General features: G+C 58.1%; 17 protein-coding genes. 7 read left to right on the top strand and 10 right to left on the bottom strand.

Going from position 1 to position 21370, the window contains the following annotated elements; all coding sequences use genetic code 11:
- The first annotated feature begins 14 nt into the window (after window positions 1-14).
- Both rfbA and PEL8287_RS11750 read left to right on the top strand, forming a co-directional pair.
- Window positions 15-884 (top strand): glucose-1-phosphate thymidylyltransferase RfbA, encoded by an 870-nt coding sequence (rfbA, locus tag PEL8287_RS11755; protein WP_085892578.1) that lies wholly within the window; start codon window positions 15-17, stop codon window positions 882-884.
- Between the two features lie 161 nt (window positions 885-1045).
- Entirely contained in the window at window positions 1046-2497 is a 1452-nt protein-coding gene (locus tag PEL8287_RS11750) for a mannose-1-phosphate guanylyltransferase/mannose-6-phosphate isomerase (protein WP_085892577.1), read from the top strand.
- Window positions 2498-2554: 57 nt separating this feature from the next.
- On the opposite strand, the gene PEL8287_RS11745 is transcribed toward PEL8287_RS11750, so the two are convergent.
- The 3 genes from PEL8287_RS11745 to PEL8287_RS11735 all read right to left on the bottom strand — a co-directional run bounded on the left by PEL8287_RS11745 (window position 2555) and on the right by PEL8287_RS11735 (window position 7371).
- Entirely contained in the window at window positions 2555-4303 is a 1749-nt protein-coding gene (locus tag PEL8287_RS11745) for a hydantoinase B/oxoprolinase family protein (RefSeq protein ID WP_085892576.1), read from the bottom strand.
- Window positions 4300-6357, bottom strand: coding sequence for a hydantoinase/oxoprolinase family protein (locus PEL8287_RS11740; protein WP_085892575.1), 2058 nt, complete (start codon window positions 6355-6357; stop codon window positions 4300-4302). The genes PEL8287_RS11745 and PEL8287_RS11740 overlap by 4 nt, the downstream gene beginning before the upstream one ends.
- Window positions 6358-6588: 231 nt before the next feature.
- Window positions 6589-7371, bottom strand: a complete 783-nt coding sequence (locus PEL8287_RS11735; RefSeq protein WP_085892574.1) for a C40 family peptidase — start codon at window positions 7369-7371, stop codon at window positions 6589-6591.
- 220 nt (window positions 7372-7591) lie between these two features.
- Between PEL8287_RS11735 and PEL8287_RS11730 the strand changes: the two genes are divergently transcribed.
- Together PEL8287_RS11730 and PEL8287_RS11725 are read left to right on the top strand one after the other, a co-directional pair.
- Window positions 7592-8974: a hypothetical protein gene (locus tag PEL8287_RS11730; RefSeq protein WP_085892573.1), complete on the top strand. Its 1383-nt coding sequence runs from the start codon at window positions 7592-7594 to the stop codon at window positions 8972-8974.
- A 98-nt stretch (window positions 8975-9072) separates the two neighbouring features.
- Window positions 9073-10353, top strand: a complete 1281-nt coding sequence (locus PEL8287_RS11725; RefSeq protein WP_085892572.1) for an ABC transporter substrate-binding protein — start codon at window positions 9073-9075, stop codon at window positions 10351-10353.
- Window positions 10354-10474: 121 nt separating this feature from the next.
- Here the strand turns inward: PEL8287_RS11725 and PEL8287_RS11720 are convergent, their stop codons facing one another.
- Window positions 10475-11347, bottom strand: a complete 873-nt coding sequence (locus PEL8287_RS11720) for a class I SAM-dependent methyltransferase (protein WP_085892571.1) — start codon at window positions 11345-11347, stop codon at window positions 10475-10477.
- A 74-nt stretch (window positions 11348-11421) separates the two neighbouring features.
- On the opposite strand from PEL8287_RS11720, the gene PEL8287_RS11715 reads away from it, so the two are divergent.
- Window positions 11422-11688 carry a hypothetical protein gene (locus PEL8287_RS11715; RefSeq protein ID WP_085892570.1) on the top strand — a complete coding sequence of 89 codons (267 nt, stop codon included), beginning with the start codon at window positions 11422-11424 and terminating at the stop codon, window positions 11686-11688.
- A gap of 169 nt (window positions 11689-11857) precedes the next feature.
- On the opposite strand, the gene PEL8287_RS11710 is transcribed toward PEL8287_RS11715, so the two are convergent.
- Both PEL8287_RS11710 and dapA read right to left on the bottom strand, forming a co-directional pair.
- Window positions 11858-13492 (bottom strand): hypothetical protein, encoded by a 1635-nt coding sequence (locus PEL8287_RS11710; protein ID WP_085892569.1) that lies wholly within the window; start codon window positions 13490-13492, stop codon window positions 11858-11860.
- 273 nt (window positions 13493-13765) lie between these two features.
- The gene (dapA, locus tag PEL8287_RS11705; protein WP_085892568.1) at window positions 13766-14641 is read right to left on the bottom strand and encodes a 4-hydroxy-tetrahydrodipicolinate synthase; all 876 of its coding nucleotides are present in this window, start codon (window positions 14639-14641) and stop codon (window positions 13766-13768) included.
- Window positions 14642-14803: 162 nt separating this feature from the next.
- Between dapA and PEL8287_RS11700 the strand changes: the two genes are divergently transcribed.
- On the top strand, window positions 14804-16777 hold the full coding sequence (locus PEL8287_RS11700; protein ID WP_306372186.1) for a lytic transglycosylase domain-containing protein: 1974 nt from the start codon (window positions 14804-14806) through the stop codon (window positions 16775-16777).
- Between the two features lie 31 nt (window positions 16778-16808).
- Here PEL8287_RS11700 and PEL8287_RS11695 read toward each other — a convergent pair whose 3' ends face one another.
- From PEL8287_RS11695 to mnmC2, 4 genes are all read right to left on the bottom strand, one after another.
- The gene (locus tag PEL8287_RS11695; RefSeq protein WP_085892566.1) at window positions 16809-17909 is read right to left on the bottom strand and encodes a transporter family protein; all 1101 of its coding nucleotides are present in this window, start codon (window positions 17907-17909) and stop codon (window positions 16809-16811) included.
- Between the two features lie 264 nt (window positions 17910-18173).
- Window positions 18174-18626: a hypothetical protein gene (locus tag PEL8287_RS11690; RefSeq protein ID WP_085892565.1), complete on the bottom strand. Its 453-nt coding sequence runs from the start codon at window positions 18624-18626 to the stop codon at window positions 18174-18176.
- A 95-nt stretch (window positions 18627-18721) separates the two neighbouring features.
- Window positions 18722-19588, bottom strand: a complete 867-nt coding sequence (locus PEL8287_RS11685) for a DMT family transporter (RefSeq protein WP_085892564.1) — start codon at window positions 19586-19588, stop codon at window positions 18722-18724.
- A gap of 2 nt (window positions 19589-19590) precedes the next feature.
- Window positions 19591-20262: a tRNA (5-methylaminomethyl-2-thiouridine)(34)-methyltransferase MnmC2 gene (gene mnmC2 / locus PEL8287_RS11680; RefSeq protein ID WP_085892563.1), complete on the bottom strand. Its 672-nt coding sequence runs from the start codon at window positions 20260-20262 to the stop codon at window positions 19591-19593.
- Between the two features lie 64 nt (window positions 20263-20326).
- On the opposite strand from mnmC2, the gene PEL8287_RS11675 reads away from it, so the two are divergent.
- A complete protein-coding gene (locus PEL8287_RS11675; protein ID WP_085892562.1) occupies window positions 20327-21358 on the top strand; it encodes an NAD(P)/FAD-dependent oxidoreductase in 1032 nt (343 codons plus the stop codon).
- The last annotated feature ends 12 nt before the right edge of the window (window positions 21359-21370 follow it).

The following is a 21370-nucleotide window of genomic DNA, read 5'->3' as shown; positions in this document are numbered from 1 at the left end:
AGGGATTTTCAGGTATGACAATGCGCAAGGGTATCATCCTCGCTGGCGGTTCCGGCACCCGGCTCTACCCGATCACTCTTGGCGTATCCAAACAGCTTTTGCCAATCTACGACAAGCCGATGATCTTCTATCCGCTCAGCGTGCTGATGCTGTCGGGCATTCGCGACATTGCCATTATCACCACGCCCACAGATCAGGCTCAGTTCCAGCGCACCCTTGGCGACGGCAGCCAATGGGGCCTCAGCCTGACCTACATTGCACAGCCCAGCCCCGATGGGCTGGCCCAGGCTTATCTGCTGGCTGAATCCTTTCTGAACGGCGCGCCATCGGCGATGGTCCTTGGGGACAATATCTTTTTTGGTCACGGGCTTCCCGAACAACTCGCCGCCGCCGATGCCCAGAAAAGTGGTGGCACTGTGTTTGGCTATCGTGTGTCCGATCCTGAACGCTATGGTGTGGTCGATTTCGCGCCCGATGGCACCGTGCGCGGCATTATCGAGAAACCGGCGAACCCGCCTTCGTCCTATGCGGTCACGGGACTTTATTTTCTGGATGGCAGCGCCCCCGAACGTGCCCGGACGGTCAAACCCTCGGAACGCGGCGAGCTTGAAATCACCTCACTGCTCGAGCTTTACCTGGCTGACGGCACGCTGCAAGTGCAACAAATGGGCCGTGGCTACGCCTGGCTGGATACCGGCACGCACGCCAGCCTGCTGGACGCCGGCAATTTTGTACGCACCCTGTCCGAACGCCAGGGCCAGCAGGTTGGATCACCCGAAGAAATCGCCTATGCAAACGGCTGGATCACCGATCAGGAACTCTTGGTTCGCGCCGATCTCTTCGCCAAAAGCAGCTATGGGTCCTACCTGAAGCGGCTTTTGTGACGGTCAAATCCCGAAGTGTCGATTGCCGGGCATCAAAAATTCCTTGTGGCAAAAGCCTTCCGAAAATCCAATGGCCTTAAAAGGTTGCAAAAATAGCCTTACATTGGTCAAGAAACTGTAAAATAAACTCAGCAAAGTAGTTACAGCGACAAAGGGCAGACATGCACACGATTACTCCTGTTATTCTTTGCGGTGGCTCCGGCACCCGTCTGTGGCCCCTGTCACGCAAAAGCTACCCCAAACAGTTCGCGCATATTCTTGGGGATGAAAGCCTGCTTCAGGCCTGCGCCAAACGCCTCAGCGGCGGCTCCCGGGGTGTTTCCTTTGCCGCTCCGCTGGTGCTCACCAACTCTGATTTCCGCTTTATGGTCACCGAACAATTGCTTGAATGCGGGATTGACCCCGGGGCCATCCTGATCGAGCCCGAGGCGCGCAACACCGGCCCCGCCATTCTGGCCGCAGCCCTTCATGCCGCCGAAACCGATCCCGATGCGATCCTGCTGGTGGCCCCGTCCGATCATGTTATCCCCGATCACGACGCGTTTCACGCCGCCGTCGCCGCTGGGGTCAAGGCCGTCGAAGCGGGCCGGCTGGTGACCTTTGGCATTTCTCCCACCTACCCCGAAACCGGCTATGGATATCTTGATCTTGCAGCCCGGCCTGATGACACGGGTGCGGCCATCGAACTGAATCGCTTTGTCGAAAAACCCGATGCCGCCACTGCCGCGGACATGCTCAAGGCCGGGCACTACCTGTGGAACGGCGGCATTTTTCTTTTCGCCGCGCGCGATATCATTGCCGCCTACAAAGCACATAGCCCCAACATGATCCCTGCCGTGAAAGACGCCGTGTCAGGCGCCCAGGCCGATCTTGGCTTCCTGCGGCTGGACTCCGGCGCCTGGGGCCGCGCCGAAAGTATCTCGATCGACTTTGCCGTGATGGAAAAGGCGGACAATCTGTCGGTCGTGCCTTTCACCGGCCACTGGTCAGATCTGGGCAGTTGGGCCGCTGTTCTGCGTGAAAGCACGCAAGACGAAAATGGCGTCGCTACCTCGGGTCCGACCACGGCAATCGACTGTTCGAATTCCTTGCTGCGCTCGGAAAATGACGGGCTGCAACTGGTCGGCGTGGGATTGGAAAACATCATGGTTGTCGCAATGCCCGATGCCGTGCTGGTGGCTGATATGAACCGTACGCAGGATGTCGGCAAAGTCGTCAAAACCCTGCGCGACAAAAAGGCGGCACAGGCCGAAAGTTTCGCCCGCGATCACCGCCCCTGGGGCTATTTCGAAACACTGGCCCTCTCAGACCGGTTTCAGGTCAAACGCATCGTCGTCAAACCCGGTGCCGCCCTCAGCCTGCAAAGCCACGTGCACCGCTCCGAACACTGGATCGTTGTTTCGGGCACCGCCAAGGTAACCGTTGATGAGACGATCAAACTCGTTAGCGAAAATGAATCCGTCTATATCCCCCTCGGGGCCGTGCACCGGATGGAAAACCCCGGCAAACTGCCCATGGTCCTGATCGAGGTCCAGACCGGCGCCTATCTGGGCGAAGATGACATTGTGCGCTACGAAGATGTCTATTCACGCGGTCAGGGCGCCAAGGGCTAACGTCACCGCAGAAAAATCGTGTCTTCTCTTTATCCGGTCACTCAGGCCGGCACGACCTCAGTCATACCGGTGTTCACCTCGGCGCGCCGCAGTAGCCTTGGTGTCAACTTCCCCGGCGTTGCCCAAAACGACGCCGAATAGTGCCTCGGCTTGCTGCACTGTATATCGGCCCAGCCGCACATCTTCGGCCACCGCAACCGGGTCACGGGTGAACGGATCACCATACCCGCCACCGCCCGGCGTTTTCACCCGCACCCGATCGCCCGGGGTCAGTGGAATGTCCTGTTCTTTCGACAGATGCTCGGGCGTATAGGGCTTGCCCGATTGCCAGACGGTCACCTCGTTGGGCGCGCCATCGCTGCCACCCAGCGCCCCTTGTGGCCCAAACCGGCCATGATCCATTACAAAGCTGGCCTGCGCCTGACCACGTCGCAATTCCAGTTCGTAATCCAGCCCAAAACCGCCGCGATGTTCCCCGGCTCCGCCTGACCCTTCGCGCAGCGCATAGCGGTGATAAAGTACCGGAAAGGCCTGCTCCATGATCTCAACCGGGGGGGCCTTGGAAATGCCGATGGTCGAACACCCGTTGCTTAGACCGTCACCGTCCACATACCCGCCATAGCCGCCGCCCGACAACTGATACATCACAAAATCACGCCCCCGCGCCGGGTCATGCCCGCCCAGTGCAAAGTTGCCACTTGTGCCTGCGGGCGCCGCCGTTACCCGGTCTGGCAGCGCCTCGACCAGGGCTGCAAAAACCGCCTCGGCAATGCGCTGGCTGACCTCTGCGGCGCATCCCGACACAGGACGCGGATACTGCGCATCCAGAAACGTGCCTTCAATCCCGGTCACGTTCAGCGGCTCGAACGCGCCCGCACTGATCGGCACCTCGGGGAAAATATGACGCATCGCCAGATAGACCGAGGATAACGTCGTTGCCCGCACCGAATTCATCGGCCCTGCACAGGGCGCGCTTGAGCCGGTAAAATCAAAGGTCAGACCATCCCCGTCACGGCGCACTTCCAGCCGGATTGCCAATGGCTCATTCACCACGCCATCGCTGTCGATCCAGGCCACTGACCTGTGCACGCGGTCCGGGATCAGACTGACAAAGCTGCGCATTTGCTCTGCCGCCCGCCGTCTTAGCTCGGCGATTGCCTTACGGACCACGTCATCGCCGTACCGATCCATCAGCATGTTCAGCCGTGTCTCGCCCATCTCAAGTGCTGCAGCCTGCGCCTTGACGTCCCCAATCCGCTGATCAGCAACCCGGATGTTGGAACAGATGATGCTGTAAATCTCGGTGTCCATCACCCCCTGCTTGAACAATCTTACCGGGGGCAGGCGCAAACCCTCTTGCTCCACCGATGTTGCCGAGGCCGAAAAGCCGCCCGGCACCGCACCCCCTGTGTCCGGCCAATGGCCTGTATTGCTCAGCCAGCAGAACAATTCTTCTTTGCGATAAAACGGACGTGCAAACCGAACATCCATCAAATGCGTGCCGCCCAGATACGGGTCATTGACGATATAGACATCCCCCGGCTGCGGCGCAGCCACACGTCCGTCGGTGATCATTTCGATCAAGGTGCCTGTCGAATATTGCATCGTGCCGACAAACACCGGCAACCCGCCTGCGCCCTGGGCAATCAGCGAACCATCAACCGCGTCGTAAATACCGTCCGAGCGGTCATTCGCCTCGGCGATCACCGGCGAAAAAGCCGCGCGGCTGAAACTCAGGTCCATTTCATCACAGACCTGTTGCAAGCCCGCCTGAATGACCGACAGGGTGATCAGATCAAGGCTCATGCCGCAACCCCAACACGAATGATGAGATTGCCATGCGCATCCCCCTCGACCTGATCATGCGGCTCGATCAAAACGGTTGTATCCATCTGCTCGATGATCGCAGGCCCCTCCATCTTTAAGTTCAGCGGCAGGTGATCGCGCCAGTAAACCGGCGTCTCGTACCAGCGATCTTCAAACCACACTTGCCGACTCCCGGTCTGCGCCGCCTCCAGCGTATCCTTGCGCCCTGCCGGGTCGATCAAGGTCGACAAATCCAGCGGCGGGCGCACCCCGATTACCGAACAATTCGCGTTCACCACATTGGCCCGGATTTCGGCCAGTTCGACCCGGAACCGCCTGAAATAGGCCTCTTCAAACAGACGCCGCAGCGTGGCATTGTCCACATCTGGCCTCTCCAGATCGACCCGCAACAGATGGGTTTGGCCGACAAATTGCATATCCACGCTGTACAGGCGTCTGATCTCGCGAACCGCAACTGTCTCCTTGCCAATCAGACGTTCACCTTCCGCCACTTGGCCTGCAAAAATCTCGGCCAACCTGCCCGGCTCCAGCGCATCCACAGGCCGGTTGATGGTACGCACGAAATCATGCCGCAAGTCAGCCACGACACAGCCGATCGCATTTGTAATCCCCGGGCGCGCCGGCACCAGAACATGCGGCACACCCATTTCCCGCGCCAAAGCCGCCGCATGCAGCGGTCCTGCGCCACCAAAGGCAAACAGCGCAAAATCCCTTGGATCCGCGCCCAGCGAAAGCGATACCATCCGCGTGGCGCCTGCCATTTTCGTATTGGCCAACCTTATCACGGCTTCTGCGGCTTCCGTCACCGTCAGCCCCAGGGGCCTGGCCAGCTTTTTGCCAAAAATGTGCGCGACCTCATCCTGGTCAATCCCGTGGGTCTTGGCCAGCTGAGCGGGGTTCAGCCGCCCCAAAAGCAGGTTCGCATCCGAAATCGTCGGCTCGGTTCCGCCGCGCCCGTAACAGATTGGCCCCGGATCAGCCCCCGCACTTTCCGGCCCGACCTCCAGCAGCCCGGCAGCATTGACCCTTGCGATTGATCCGCCACCAGCCCCTACCGTGCGGACATCGACCATCGGCACATGAATCGGCATGGCATATTCGATCTCGATCTCGTTAGACACTGCCGGCTGCGCCCCCCGGATCAGCGCCACATCGGTCGAGGTGCCGCCCATGTCGTAAGTGATCAGATCCGGCAGGCCAGCCACACGGCCCGTATAGGCCGCCGCCATCACCCCCGAAGCCGGGCCCGACATCACCGTCTTGGCCGCCTCTGCCGCCACCCGTTTTGATGACACCATGCCGCCGTTGCCATTCATCACCAGCACATCACCGGGATAGCCACCTTTCTCCAGCTCCTCGGTCAAGCGCCGCAGATAACTGTCAAGTATCGGCTGCACGCTGGCATTCACCGCCGCCGTCACCCCGCGCTCAAACTCTCGGCTTTCGGACAGAATCGCATGGCCAAGCGTGATATGATCGTTGGGCCAGATCGTGGCCAGCACCTCGCCGGCGCGCCGCTCATGATCAGGGTTGGCATACGCATGCAGGAAATGCACCACCACCGAGGTACAGCCCGCCTCAAGCAAAGTCTTGCCCGCCACCAGAACAGCCGCTTCATCCAGGGGTGTTACAACCTCGCCGCCCGCATCCACCCGCTCGGGCACTTCCAGACGCAGATCGCGCGGAATGATCGGCACAAACTGCCCGGTCATGCCATAGGCCTGCGGCCTTGTGCGCCGTCCCAGCTCCAGCACATCGCGAAATCCCGCCGTGGTGATCATCCCGGTCCGGCTCAACTTTCGCTCCAACACCGCATTGGTGGTCGTCGTGGTGCCATGGACAATCAGTCTCAGGGCAGGCAGATCACACCCGGCGGCTGCCAGCGCCTCCAGCACACCAAAAGCCTGATTATCTGTCGTGCTTGGCACCTTGGCCAACCGCACCTCACCGGTGTGCTGATCCAGCCCGACCAGATCGGTAAAGGTCCCGCCCACGTCGATCCCAACCACCAGCCCTGATCGTTTTTCCACCATGCGCCTCTGCCCCTGCCATCCGGCCCGAGAGTTGGCGAGGTCTGGTCAAAAGTCAACGCTGCTCACCTGTCGGTTTTACCGTCGGGCGGGTGGCCCACTGCATTTCTTCTAAGAAAGAATCTCAGGGTTCGTTGAAACTTTCCAGGTTTCAACGTGAGGGACAGCGTCCCTCATTCCAAAAACGGACAGGCGCGGCGCAGCCGCTCATTCAGAAAACCCCACCCTGACCCGTCACGGTCCATCGTCGCCCCAATTCAGGCTGCGATACTCAAACCCTTCCTCCAGCGTTGGTTTTACCACCCGGAAATAGGGCGACAGGTCAAAATCCCGCGGCGTGAACAGTGAATGATGCCGGATATGAAAAATCTCCCGCCGCACATAATCCCCCCGTCCACCTTCCACCTTCACCTCGGGCAGGATCGGATAGCGGATCGATTGAAATGACTGCGCAATCAGGGACGAGCAGATCGCCCGCGTCGGATCGCCAGATCCAAAGGCCAGCATCCTGCGCCGCCAGCGCACAGGCACAGGCGGCGTGGGAAAGAAAAACCGCAGCAGATCGAAAATGTTGCGCAGATCATAGCGCAGCCCAAGCTTGTCCACCATGAACCCCACAATAGCCGCCCGGCCCTCGTCAGTCAGGCCCGTCGCCCGGCAGATACGGGTATTATAGCTCTCGTATTTGGAAAGAGGCACCGCCACACATCCTTCCCCAAGGTTGACTTCAATCAGACGTGGCCGTTCAGACCCATCGTCGGGGTCCGGCAGTGCATCGCCGACAAAAAACGCCGCATGGGACCAGGTGGATTGGGTCAGATATTTAATGGCGCTGGAAATACGTTCGTTGCCTTCGATCAACACAACATCACCGGGCTTCAACGTGCGGCACAGCGTGTCAAAGTCAGACGGCGTATAGGGTTCATAGCCCGAGCTTTGTTTACGCAGCTTGCGCGCCATCCGGCGCCCAAGCCAGTCCAGAGCATCATCCAATCTTGTGCCCTCACGAACGGTCATGCGGCCCCTCCGGTTCCTGCTTGCGCCTTTGCCCCGCCGCAACAACACCGGGGCATTCCAAAATATCTTCCAGACTAACCCGGATTGGCAGGATCCAAAGTATCGCAAACTGTTGTATCACAGTATTTTTATTCGCCGCGAGATATCAGGGACGCGCCAATTTGCCCCTTTCCCTGCGCGACGTGGCGGGTAATCTCGGGCCATGACAAAAAGGCAGGCCATGCGGTCAATCACAGTTCTGGCGTTTCTGGTTGTTCTGCCCGGCATTGTCTTGGCACATGCATCCGAGCAGGGGTTCGTCCTGCTTTTGCCCACTGATATCTACATCGCTGCCGGGGCGGCTTCGGTGGCGCTGACCGTGCTGCTGCTGGCCCTGCTGCCCGACTGGGTCGCGGAAAGGCTTTTCAGGCCTTTGCGAACAGTCCCCGTCAGAAAATTACCGCTGCGCCACCTGGCCAGTTGCCTGTCCGCCGTTTTCCTCGGCTTTCTGATCTGGCGAGGCCTAACCGGCCCGCATGACCCCCTGGCCAACCCGTTGCCCCTGTTTATCTGGACAGTCTGGTGGATCGCTCTGGTCGCGCTGCAAGGCCTTTTGGGAAACCACTGGCGCTGGACCAACCCCTGGACAGGCCCCGCCGCCCTGCTTGGGCGGCTCGCCGAAACACGCGCGCCGCTGCGCTATCCGCGTGTACTCGGATACGGGCCCGGTATCGCCAGCTTTCTGGGGTTTGCCTGCTTTTTGCTGGCCGATCTGGCGCCTGCCGATCCAACCCGCCTTGCTGGATTTGTCGGCTTTTACTGGCTGTTCACCTTGGCCGGGCTATCCCTTTTTGGCCCCACCTGGATGGTTCGCGCCGAGGGGATCACCATCGTGATGCGCGTCTATTCCCGTATGGCGCTCATCGGTCGCCGCAATGGCCGCCTCGCTTTTGGCCTGCCCGGATGGCAGGTGCTGACTCGGCCCACACCCCGGCTGGGTCTGGCCTTGCTTGTCGTGATCCTTCTGGCCACCGGCAGCTTTGACGGGCTGAATGAAACCTTCTGGTGGCTTGGCCTGCTGGGTATCAATCCGCTGGAGTTTCCCGGCCGCTCGGCTGTTGTCTCCCAGAACCTGACCGGGTTGTTCGTGGCAAATATCACCCTGATAACGGCCTTCACCACCTGTCTGTGGCTGGGGGAACGTATCGCCGGCACCCACCGCCCTTTGTCCCACGCGTTCTGCCTGTTTGCGCCTTCGATCCTGCCCATAGCGCTTGGTTATCATATAGCCCATTACCTTCCCGGCGCCATGGTCGATGGCCAATATGTGCTGAAGTTCCTGACCGATCCGCTGGCCAGCGGCGCCGATCTGCTGGGTCTGGGCCAGTTCTACGTGACCACCGGGTTTTTCAATACGCCCGGTACCGCCAAACTGATCTGGCTGACACAGGCAGGCGCCGTCGTGGCGGGCCATGTCATCGCCATTCTGCTGGCGCATGCCCTGGCCCTGCGCGGCGCCATCAGCACCCGTCGTGCGCTTCTGGGGCAGGCTCCGCTGGCGGCATTCATGGTGGCCTATACCTTCTTTGGCCTCTGGCTTCTGGCTTCGCCCAGGGGGCTTTAGCCTGTCAAAACGCTGGACAACACGCGCTTCAATTCGCACACTCACGCCAATTGCGGGCAGATCACCGCCCCAAAACTCAGACAGGGAGACCTGAGGCCATGACCAATTCCACCAAAACCACCCGCCGTGGTGCGCTGAAAACCCTAGCCGCCGGTGCGGGCGCTGCCACGCTGCCGATGTGGGCGCGCTATGCGCAGGCGCAAACCTCGGAACCCATCAAGATCGGCTTTCAGGTCCACCGCACCGGTATCGGCGCTGCCTATGGCCGCTGGTATGGCCGCACCACCGACGCCGCCGTCAAACTGATCAACCAGGGCGGCGGCATCAACGGCCGCATGGTTGAAGTCGTCGCCGAGGATGACGGCACCGACCCCAAGCGCGGCGCCGAAGTGGTCGAAAAATTCGCCACACAGCACAATTGCGACGTGGGTTTTGGCACACTCTTCAGCCACGTGGTTATTGGCTCGTCCCCGCGCGCGGGCGAGTTGAAACTGCCCTATTTCGTTGTCTCTGAAGGCCACCACGTGGCCAGCGGCATGCTCAACCGCTATACCCTGCAACCCGGCATAACGGACGTGAAAAGCCAGGTACAGGCGATGGCCCCCTACGTGGCCCAGAACCTTGGCAAAAAGGTAACCATGGTCTTTCCCGATTTTGCCTTCGGCCATGACCACCGCGATTATTTCACAGCGGCAATCGAGGCACAGGGCGGCGAGGTGCTGGCCCATATCGCCATTCCCCCGTCCGAGACATCCTTTACCAAATACTTCCCCAAGATCCCGCGCGAAACCGAGGTGCTCTATCACGTCATGGTCGGCCCCGCCGTTCTGACCTTCGTCAAGGAACTGGGCGAATTCTTTGGGCCGCAACGCCCCGAAATGTTCGGCTTTATCGACAGCCTCGAGGCGGTGGATATCCGCAGCCCGGGCCTGGAATACCTCGAAGGCACCTATTTCTGGGAGGGCAACCCGCGCGAGGCGCAACCCGACCAGTCCGAGCATGACAAGTTCTACCGTGCAGCCGTGGGCGTGGACGACAAGGGGGCCTCGGTCAGCGACCCCACCGATGTATCCACCTACGCCCATATGTTCGGCTGTTGGGAAACCCTGCATGTCATCAAAGCAGGGATGGAGACTGCGGGCTATACCGGCCCCGCCGACCGTGCCGCTTTGATCGAAGCGGTCGAGGCCATGACCGACATGCCCCATAGCCGCGCGCACCCCCAGGGGGCCAAACGCTTCAACGGCAAGACCCATCAGGTGTTCGGCCATCAGTATATTTCCAAGGTGACAAACGGCAACCTGCTCTGTGTCCACAAAACCTCAATCGAGGACACGCTTTATCCAGACGAGGTGGATTACACGACCCGGTCGTTCTGATACAAATCGCCCCGGGCAATTGCCCGGGGCCTTTGGTGTATTGACCTGCGTCCGATTTCCAGTAGCCAACCATCTTGGCAACGCTCAAGTAAGCCGCGGCGGCGCAGGTATGAGATTGCGTTCAGGCAGGATTGCGGGCGGATATCACCCACGATGAGCTGGGAGCCCATATGCCATCCTCGTCCCGCTCTTGACTTTCAAAATATTCACGCATCTCACTTTCGATCACTGCACGCTTGGCTTCAGCAAGCTCCTCTCCGGCCTCGCGAAAGACCTCTCCTCCGGGACCGATTGCCAAAGCAAAGGCGATGCATTCTTCCGGTGTTGTTCCGATCATGATCTTTTCATCCACACGCGTGAATGTAACATCCTCATACCCTGCACTTTTCATCATGAGCCCTGCCACTTCTTGATTTGCCATCGAAAATGGGCCGGGTCCACAGGTGTCGGCATCTTCACCGGGGGGCGGAAGATGTCGAAGCGTAATGTCTTTCGCTTTTTGCCATGCCGGATTGTCTTCACGCCGACGCCAGACAATATGTGTCATTTGCCCGCCGGGCTTAAGTGCCAGACGCATACGCCGCAATGCCGCCACCGGATTTGTGAAGAACATCGTTCCAAATCGCGCAATAACATAGTCGAACTCGTTCTCGGGCAGCGCGACCTCAGCGTCACCGCGGGAAAATTCAACGTTCGACAGGCCTTTCGCGACGGCGTCTTTCCTTCCCTCTTCCATGAACGCGTCGACGCAATCGATGCCAAGAATACGGCCTTCCGGCCCGACGATTTCGGCGACCTGAAGCGACATGTCCCCCCACCCGCAACCAACATCCAACACGGACATGCCTTCTTTCAACGGCAGCTTCGGGATGACTGCCGCAGAATGGCGTGACAATCCGCCCTGCAGGATATGCCGGTATCTGGTGAATTTTGGCTCCAGAACCGCGTTCCAGAATTTAACGAAATCTGTGTCGTCGTCTTGTTCCATAACCATGCTGCATCCCCCCGTTTGCGGTCAGAGTATCACAGTTGCAGTTGACGGCCTAATTCTGCTGAGGCGAAGCGGGCATGATCAGAAAGACCGCTTTGGGCAAAAGCAGTCATCTGACGCAATCGCTCAGGTTTCATCGCGGTTTTGATGGGCTGGATGCCTGCTATGCGGACATTGCTGCCGTTGAGTGCCGGACGGTGCCCGACCGCGGGTGGGCGCACATCCGGTCATGGCTGTCGCTTTATCATGCAACCAACATCCAACGATTTTATTGGAGTTCAACGTTGCAAAAGCGCCCGCCCATGGGGCGGTCGGGCGCTGCCCGGCGGCGCGGTGCGCCTTGATTCCGGGCAAGGTGTCAGTTCTGCAAAGGGCTCAAATCGATCATTCGGTGCGACCTGCACCTATGACTGCTATGCGGACTAAGCCGCAGTCCGATGACGAGCGAAGCTTGCCGACATCACAAGTATCTAGCGCCGCTAAGAAAAACAGCGCTTTAGGTAATTTTCGTGTTCAGGCAGCGGCGGCACGGCACAGGCAACTTGCACGGATCGGGATGTCGGCGCGCGCAATAGCCTGATCAAGTAGAAGCTTTACATGCGGCAGCTCCACACTCTCGCCGCGTCTTGCCAGACACTCGTGCAAGCCGTGCAGCGCCCAGACGTTACGGGGGTGCTGACTTGGACGCGGTAGTTTGCCATCCAGGCCCAGATCCGCTCGATAGGCTGCTTCGGCCTCGTTGTATTCGCCTGCTTCCATGAGCAGTGCGCCCAAAGCGTGGCGCGTGGGCTGTGGCCAAGACCAAGGTTCTTCGTATTCCAGATTGTCGTCCAGATCGACGGCCTTGCGAAGATGGTCCAGCCCTTCCTCGCGGCGACCCGCTTTGAAGGCGATCTCCCCTTTCATCATCTCTTCGGCCACGGCAAGAACATCGCGTGCCTTGTTGTTAAACAGCATCCGGCTTTCAGGGACCTTCGCATAGGCCGAAGTAAAACTCGCCATCGCAGCCTTGGCTTCTTCGTGTCGGCCGAGATTAGCAAGCGCCACCGCCTTGGCATAGAAGATCAGGGCATTGGTGGTCACATACAATTCCTTGTCTTCGGGCTGAGCGAGTTCAAGTATCTCGGACCACATACCGAATCGGATGTAGACGTGCGGTGCAGCGGCCACAAAGGTTTCAAAGATATCGGGGTAAGAGCGTACGACCTCATCGGGAACTTCTTCACGTAGACGTAAGGCTGCATCGACCGCCGCGGCTTTCTGGCCAAGAAACATTGCGCCATAAAAGGCGAAATGCAGATTATGGATACGATAGAGCGCGTAGAAATTTGCCGGACCAGCGTAGGCTTTGAATTTTTCATCTACTTTGGCGGCCGCAAGATTTCTGTAGAGGACGTTCTGGTAGTCACCGCACAGCACATCGATGTGGGTTCCCATGTGCACCAAATGGCCTGCGTCAGGCACCAGGTCCTTCAGGCGGTCGCCGTGGCGCAGGGCGCGTTCAGGATGCGGCGACATCTCCATCAGATGAATATACATATGCAGCAAACCGGGATGGTCCCAGGCCCCGGCGGTTTGGTCGAAAGCCCGCTCAAGCACGGCCATCGCCTCGGGCGTCGAGGCATCAGGGTTGGGAACGCCCCTATGAAAGTCCCAAAGCTGCCAAGGGGTTCTGTTCATCATCGCTTCAGCATAGGAAAAAGCGATATCCAGATCGTCGGAATTAGCCTCGTAAACTGGCTTCATTGCAGCTGCGAACCCGTCATTGAAGGGCTGGTAATCTTCGATTTCCGGATCAGTTGGGTAGCGCGACGCAAGCGCTTGGAGCAGGGCGCGCTCTACCGGCTTGGCGTTTTCCAGGGCGAGGCCCGCTTTAAGCGCTGTGTGTGCGCGTTCCAGGGCCGGTGCCTTCTCCTCCGGAGTAAAAAATTCCCATGGTTTGTTGTAATTCGGACCGATGGCATAGGCGATCCCCCAGTGTGCCAGAGTGCAGGCTGGATCAGCCTCCAGCGCCTTTTCGAAACAGACAATGGCTTCTTCATGATTGTAAGCGAATAGCCAGACAAGGCCGCGATCAAACCACATTTGTGCATCAGAAACATCACTTGCTGGGCGACTGTAGCTACCCAAGTTGAAATAATCTGACATGGAAATACTCCTCGTTGGTTTATCAACGATATCACAAACTCGACGCTCAGTCAGCCCGGCCAGATATTTCCTGAACGCTTTGCGGCGCCGTCGGCTTTGGGCTCACAGCGGTCTATTGGCTATCTGAAACGCTTCAAAAAGGTTCAAAAATACCCCAAGGATGCTTCACCACACCCGAAATTGCGTACGAAACGTACGCTCTCTTTGCGCCATGCCCCGCACGGCGTACGAAATCCACGTACAATTCGTACGAAACGTACGCGTAACCCTGATTTAGTTTATCAGCCCGGCATGGCGCATGGCGTCTTCGACCAGAACCTTGGTTTCGTCGCTCAGGCCGGTCAGGGGTGAGCGGACCTCTTCACTGCAAAGGCCCAGACGTGACATGGCGTATTTCGCGCCAACCAGCCCCGGTTCGGTAAAGATCGCCTTGTGCAACGGCATAAGTTTGTCCTGATATTCCAGACCCTTGGCAAAATCCCCGGACAGTGTTGCGTTCTGAAACTCAGCGCAGAGTTTCGGGGCAACGTTGGCGGTTACCGAAATACAGCCAATGCCGCCATGGGCATTAAAGCCAAGTGCGGATGCATCCTCGGCCGAGAACTGCAAAAAGTCCTTGCCACAGCTTGCCCGCTGTTCACTGACCCGCGCCATATCCGCCGTGGCATCCTTTACCCCTATGATTCTAGGGAGTTTTGCCAGCTCGCCCATGGTATCGGGCGTCATGTCAACAACAGACCGACCGGGGATATTGTAGATAAAGATCGGCAGCTCACAGCAATCATGCAAAGCCGTGTAATGGGCGATCAAACCGCGCTGTGTGGGCTTGTTGTAATAGGGGGTGACCACCAGAGCCGCATCGGCACCAACCTTTTCGGCATGCTGCATAAACCGGATGGATTCCAGCGTGTTATTGCTGCCTGCCCCTGCGATTACAGGGATACGACCACCCACCGCACGCACCACCTCTTCGACCACGGTTTCATGCTCTTCATGCGACAGGGTCGGGCTTTCACCGGTTGTCCCAACTGGTACCAAACCATTGCTGCCCTCACCGATGTGCCATTCGACCAGCTTCTTGAGCGTCTCAATATCCAGTTCGCCGTTCTTGAACGGCGTGACCAAAGCAGGAAAAGATCCTTTGAACATGACACGCTCCTTTCATATCGTGGTGGCGGACATTAGGCCCGGCATCAAATGCGTTCGCCTCAGCGGGTTGCCGCCAACCTGCCCGCTTTGTGAATGGACGGGCCCGGCGTGCACGCTTAGGCTGGCGATGTCTATCCTTCGCAATTGCGGGAAATGCAAGAGATGTTGCGCGCCTTAACGCTTGTTTTGTTGCTAACCATTGCAGCTTGGCCGGGATTTGCGGCTGATACGCCACGTCTTGCACCCCGCCCGCTTGCCAGCGCACTACATGCCATGCAGGCCGGTCGGTGGGAGGTTGCAGCGCAATTGGCGGCGCGTGACGGTCACGCGGCCCGCGATCTTATTGAATGGTATCGCCTTCGTGCAGGTCAGGGTTCTCCAGCTGACGTGCTGAATTTTATTAAGCGTAATCCCCACTGGCCAGGCCTTGGCTATTTGCGCCAGCAAAGCGAAGACGCCCTTACACGAGCCCGTTTTGACGACGTGCTGACGTTCTATAAGGGGTATCACCCTCAAACAGGGACGGGCGCCCTAAACTATGCTCGGGCTCTTACTGCCCGGGGGAAGGCAGACAAGGCAGACGCCGGCCTTGTTAAGGCCTGGCTGACCATGGACCTGAGCACTGAAGAACATGACGCTTTTATCGACGCGCATGCGAAATTGCTTGAGCCGCACCATGCCGCCCGCCTGGACATGGCGCTCTGGCGTGGACTGCGGGATGTTCAACAGATGCTGCCGCTTGTTACCGAGGACCAGCGCAAGCTGGCCGAAACCCGTCAGATGGTAGAAGGTGATCGCAAGGGACTGGAGGCCCATCTTGCGACCCTTTCCAAGAAAATGCTGGCTGATCCCCACGTTGCTTACGCCTTGTTCAACCGCCACATCCGCAACAACAAGACTGAGGCGGCGATTGACCTGATTCTAACCCAAAGCCACATCAAGGAGGGGTTGGGGCAACCCGAGCGATGGGCAGGCTGGCGTCGTGCACTGGCCAGGTCGCAGATGCGCGAGGGTAAGGCGCAACTAGCCTATGATCTAGCTGCAACCCATCAACTGACCGATGGTGCAAACTTTGCGGATCTGGAATGGCTTTCGGGATATCTGGCGCTGACCTACCTGGATGAACCCGAATTGGCCCTAGATCATTTCCAGCGTTTTCGAGTTTCCGTAAATTCGCCAATTTCGTTGGGGCGAGCAGGATATTGGATTGGCCGCACCCAAGAGGCCTTGAATGATCCCGAAGCAGCGCAACTGGCCTATGCGCACGGAGCAGAGCACCAGACCAGCTTTTACGGCCTGCTGGCTGCAGAACATGCAGCCTTGCCCGCAGATCCCAGGCTTGACGGAACGAACTCCTTTCCCCCCTGGCGCGATGCCCCTTTTGCTGCAACCGATCTGCACGAGGTAACCGTTCTGGCGTTGGCAACCGGCCAGCTAAACCTGGCCGAGCAATTCGTTACCCATTTGTCAGAGATCCAGGATCGCACAGGCCTGGGCCAAATGGGAGAGATGCTGCTGGAGCTGGAGCAACCGCATCTTCAGGTCATGCTGGGCAAGGCCGCCGCCCGGCGCGGTATCGTGTTGCCGGGGCCGTATTACCCGTTGCACCCGATGACCAACGAAACCCTACCGGTCCCGGCAGAACTGGCTTTGGCAATCGCCCGTCGCGAAAGCGAATTTGATTTCAACGTTGTGAGTGGCGCAGGCGCTCAAGGACTGATGCAGTTGATGCCGGGAACTGCCCGTGATGTCGCCAATGATTTGAAACTGGAACATCAGCGCGGCCGTGTAATGAGTGACTGGCGCTACAATGCCTTGCTGGGATCAACTTATCTGGCGCAACTGGCCGATAGGTTCGATGGCAATGTGGTGATGGTATCCGCCGCGTATAATGCTGGGCCTGGGCGTCCTGTGAAATGGATTGAACAGTTTGGTGATCCGCGCGGCAAAGACGAAAAAGAAGTTGTCGACTGGGTCGAGCACATCCCATTTCGAGAAACCCGAAACTATGTCATGCGCGTTGCCGAAAGCCTTCCCGTCTACCGTGCCCGGTTAGGGGAAAAACCGCTGCCTGTACCTTTTAGTCAAGAGCTGACCGGCAGCAGCGTCGCGCGTCTGGCTGACAAAATAGACTAGGGTGGCCGCCAGACCACCCTAAAATTGTACCTCAGAACGCCAATTGCCAGCCGGCTGTCAGAGTCCAGTCCGTTTCCAGCTGAAATCCGTTCAAATTCTGATAGACTGGCGCGCCGACCTCCAGTGCAAAGCGGTGACCGCGCATTGCGCCACGCTGAGCAATCAGATTGACACCACCGAAAAGGGACACTGTTTCACCCCCATAGTTGTCCGGGTTCAGCGTTGGTGACGGGCCGATCATTTCGGAATCAATCCCACTTATATCGCCCACGGTTTTTGCCTCGATCCGGCCAGACAGGCTGATCCAGGGTTTCGGTTGAACGCTGGTCCAGGCGGTCAGCCTGGCCTCATTTCCCAAGCGATAGCCATTGTTTTTGCCGGTGCGGACCACGCCAGTCAATTGCGCACCCCAGCCGATATTGCCCTGTTTGCCGATATAGGTAATGCCCGGCAACAGGTCGTAGGTACCCGAACCCAGTTGCATCCCATAGGGCATACGTACATTCATCAACATCCCAGTGGGCGCCAAAGCGTTCGCGCGCTCAGTGGTCGAGCCCGTGGGCAAACTGAAGCCAAAATTCAGATGAACCTTGTGATTGCCACGTTCCATCAGGCCATAAAGGGCTGAAACCTTGATGTCGCCCAAGCCCTCGGATTTAGTCGAGAAATTGCCAAGCACCGTAGTCCCGGCGGGGCCTGCAAACGTGATGTGATCCATTCTCTTGGTGATATAAGGGATCATTGCCATTAAGGTAAGCTGATCGTTAGGGGCATACATCGCCCCGAACATATGCATATCCATTGTCATACTGGTCGGCACGATCCGGATAGTAGGCGGTTGCATTGGGAGGCCGAAAAAGCGGTTCGGCACGGTGGTGGCAATCGTATTTGGGTCAACCCTGTTGGTGCCGCTTCGATATCCATCCATGTCCATATGCATAAAGCGATAGGACAACATCACTTCGCCCGTCTTGTGTCGGTGTTCACCCATCACGCTGATTGGGGCGTGGCCATCCGCCCGAAGAGGGGCAGGACCGCTGGCAGTCGGAGGGGTTTTTTCTCCATGGGCATGGGCCGCAGATGCGGCAAGCATTGCGCTTAAAACAAGCGCATTAAAAAAGGGGGGTTTCATTTCCTGATCTTCTCGTTTCAGCAAGCCAAATGGCGGCTGGGTATTAATAGTCTTATGGTGAGCAGACGTTCAGCAACGCCCCTGTCCGTCGATCCCGGTGATGCCTGATCCGTGACACTTTGGTGCAAAAATTTACACCACTGACGTGCTGGCATTCCGATAGATATCTATCAGGTAGCCCAGACTTGAAGGTGACCCCGCTGGAGAGGGATCCCGGCGCACAACCACCGGTTCAAAACAGGAATCTGGACAGGGGCGTTGAACCTAAGACCCGATTGGTGGCGCGCGCGCCTCATATCCGGCAATAGCTGCGTCAGTACCCGAATGGACGGCAGCGGGCAGTGGCCAGCTCCAAGAGTAGACCTGATCGCTAAAACCAAAAACAACTTCGCTGGCCGGCAAAATGCCCGGCGCCATGAAGAAGGGACAGAGTGAATTCAGAACATTTTCGTCATGTTCGGGACCATCGCCGACAAGGGGCAACCCACAAAGATCACCAACCGAGTAGGGAATACCTGTTACGGCCTGAGCAGTACGCGCGGTTTGCGCTGCAAGTTCGTGCTGACATTGAATGGCTGGTGACGCCGCGACCCGTACAGCCAACAACAAAACCAGAAGCATCGGGAAAATCCCGATCGACTTTTTGCCATTAACTGTTGATCTAACACGCATCTCAAACACTATCCCGACCACGATATCCCGGTCAGCCAATTCCAATCTTCAGGCACCGCTGATGTATCCAAAACGCTGCCCATGTACAAAGCGTAAGCCAGTTACCGATTCCATACAAGTTATTGCTTTTCGAAAGAAAATTATCTCACTTTGCGCTGTCGCCAAAGGGTGAATAGCCCCGCTGCAACAATCAGCCCCGCACCTATCGCGACATTCATCCTGATCGTTTCGCTGAATACGGTTATTCCGATTGCACTGGCAAAGACAAGTTGCAGGTAAGCAAAAGGCTGCACGGCGCTGGCTTCGGCAACCTCGTAACATTTAATCAACGTCCAATGACCCAAAGCCCCGGCAATACACAAAATGCCCATCCAGCCCCAATCAGGGGTCGTCATCGGTTCCCAGAACCACATACCAACCGCCGTCATCGCAACGGAGCCCACAGTGCCCGTCCAGAAGAAACTGGTGGCCGCACTGTCCTTTCGCGCGGCAAACCGGGTCAGCAATCCATAAAGTGCAAACATCAATGCTGCTGCCAAAGGCACGACTGCCGCGGGTTGGAACACGGCGAAACCCGGCTCGAGGATGATGGTCACCCCAATAAACCCCAGACCGATTGCTGCCCACCGCCGCCAGCCCACGTGCTCTCCCAGAACAGGGCCGGAAAGTGCTGCGATCAACAGGGGGTAACAGGCGAAAACCGCGTGTACCTCGATCAACCCGAGCAAAGTAAAACCCAGGATCATCACGCAGATTTCAGCTACCAACAACACTGCCCGGAACGCTTGCAAAAGCGGCTGCGCGGTGGCAGCGGCCGCCCTCACCCCGCCGGCCTTGCGCCCCGCAACCGTGATTACAAAAGCTGCGAAGAACCAGTATCGAATCATCACGATCATCAGAACGTTGTATTCACTGGCCAAGTGGCGCGAAATTCCGTCCTGTGCCGCAAAGACAATCGTGGTGGCAATCATCAGCAGAATGCCGAACCGGGTGTTTTGTTCGCCCATTGTTAGTTCTTCACCGCCGCGGTCATATGCCGTTTGCGGCCAAAGCCCGGCCGGCGCGAAACGGAAAACCCCGCAGCCTCAAGCCCGCGCCGAACAAAACCCGCGGCGGTATAGGTGGCTATCGTACCCCCTGGCACGGTATGTGCGCCAACGCTGGCCAATAGTCCTTCTTCCCAAAGTTCAGGGTTTTTAGCCGGTGAAAACCCATCCAGAAACCACGCATCCGCACACCCATTCCAAATGGGCAGTGTTTCCCGAGCATCGCCGCATATCAAAGTGAATTCCAGATCAGGCAAGGTAATCCGGGAGGGATACTCTTGCCAATACGGGGCCAGTTCGGCAGCTATATCCGTCAGTTCAGGAAACGCTTTGTGCGCGCGTACCATTTCGTTCGCGGACATTGGAAATGCCTCGAACGAAGTATAATGCAAAACGCCACGGACCCCGGCCAACCGCCATTCTGCCAAAGACGCCAACAGGTTCAAACCTGTTCCAAATCCAAGCTCGGCAATTTGGAAGCCATCAGAAAATCTTTCCGGCAGACCGTTTCCGGACAAAAACACATGCTGCGTCTCTGCCATGCCATTGTCCAGGCTGAAATAGGGGTCATCAAACCGGGTTGAAGCCGGCACATCGCCGTCCCGCCATTCCAGTTCAGCCCGCTGGTTCTGCATCGATGCATCCTTTAGAAGAGGGTCTATATCGTGGCGACCATGAAGAGGGATACAGAATTTGGCAATGGTCGATGTAACTGTGATGGGGGCTGGAATTTTCGGGCTTTCGGTGGCCTGGAGCTGCCTGTTACGCGGCGCCCGCGTGCAGGTGATCGACCCGGACGGCCCTGCGGCTGGTGCCTCGGGCGGCGTTGTGGGCGCATTGGCGCCGCATGTACCGGAAAACTGGAATGACAAGAAAGCGTTTCAATTCGAAAGTCTGATCATGGCAAAGGCGTTTTGGCGCGGGGTCCAAGAGGTATCGGGACTATCGCCCGGTTATGCCCGCCTGGGGCGGCTGCAACCGATCCCGGATGTGCATTCACTCGAGATGGCCCGGCAACGCGCTGAGAATGCACGCGCGCTTTGGCAAGGCAAGGCCGAGTGGCAGATTGTCAGTGTCGAAGATCACGACTGGGCACCGATTTCACCTACCGATTATCTGATCCGCGACACCCTGACTGCCCGCATCCACCCGCGCCGCGCCTGTGCTTCCCTGGCGGAAGCCATCCGTATGCGTGGCGGCACAATTACGCAGGAAGGCACCGCACAGGGTATGGTTATCTGGGCCACCGGCGTGGCCGGGCTGGAATATTTATCTGCCGCCCATACCCGAACTGTCGGCAATGGTGTGAAAGGACAGGGCGCGCTGTTGCATTTCAACGCCGCTGAACTGCCTCAAATCTTTGCCGACAGCGTGCATGTCGTCCCGCATGACGATGGCACTATCGCGATCGGTTCAACCAGTGAACGCGATTATGACGACCCCACCAGCACCGATACAGCCCTGGACGATGTAATTGCGCGCGCGATGCAGGCCATGCCCATTCTACACGGCGCGCGCGTGGTTGAGCGGTGGGCCGGTGTGCGGCCTCGTTCCCGATCTCGCGCCCCGATGCTGGGAGTACACCCTTTGAACCCAGGGCAATTCATTGCCAACGGTGGTTTCAAGATCGGGTTTGGCATGGCGCCTAAAGTGGGGCAAGTCATGGCTGACCTGATGTTGGAAGGGATGGATACAATCCCTCAAGGGTTCCGGCCTGAAGCGTCTTACTGAGCCGTCCTGAAT

Origin of the sequence: Roseovarius litorisediminis (assembly GCF_900172295.1) — a bacterium.
Lineage (GTDB): Bacteria > Pseudomonadota > Alphaproteobacteria > Rhodobacterales > Rhodobacteraceae > Roseovarius > Roseovarius litorisediminis.
The sequence above is the reverse complement of the archived record's forward strand: the minus strand, read 5'-3'. Positions and strand labels throughout refer to the sequence as shown.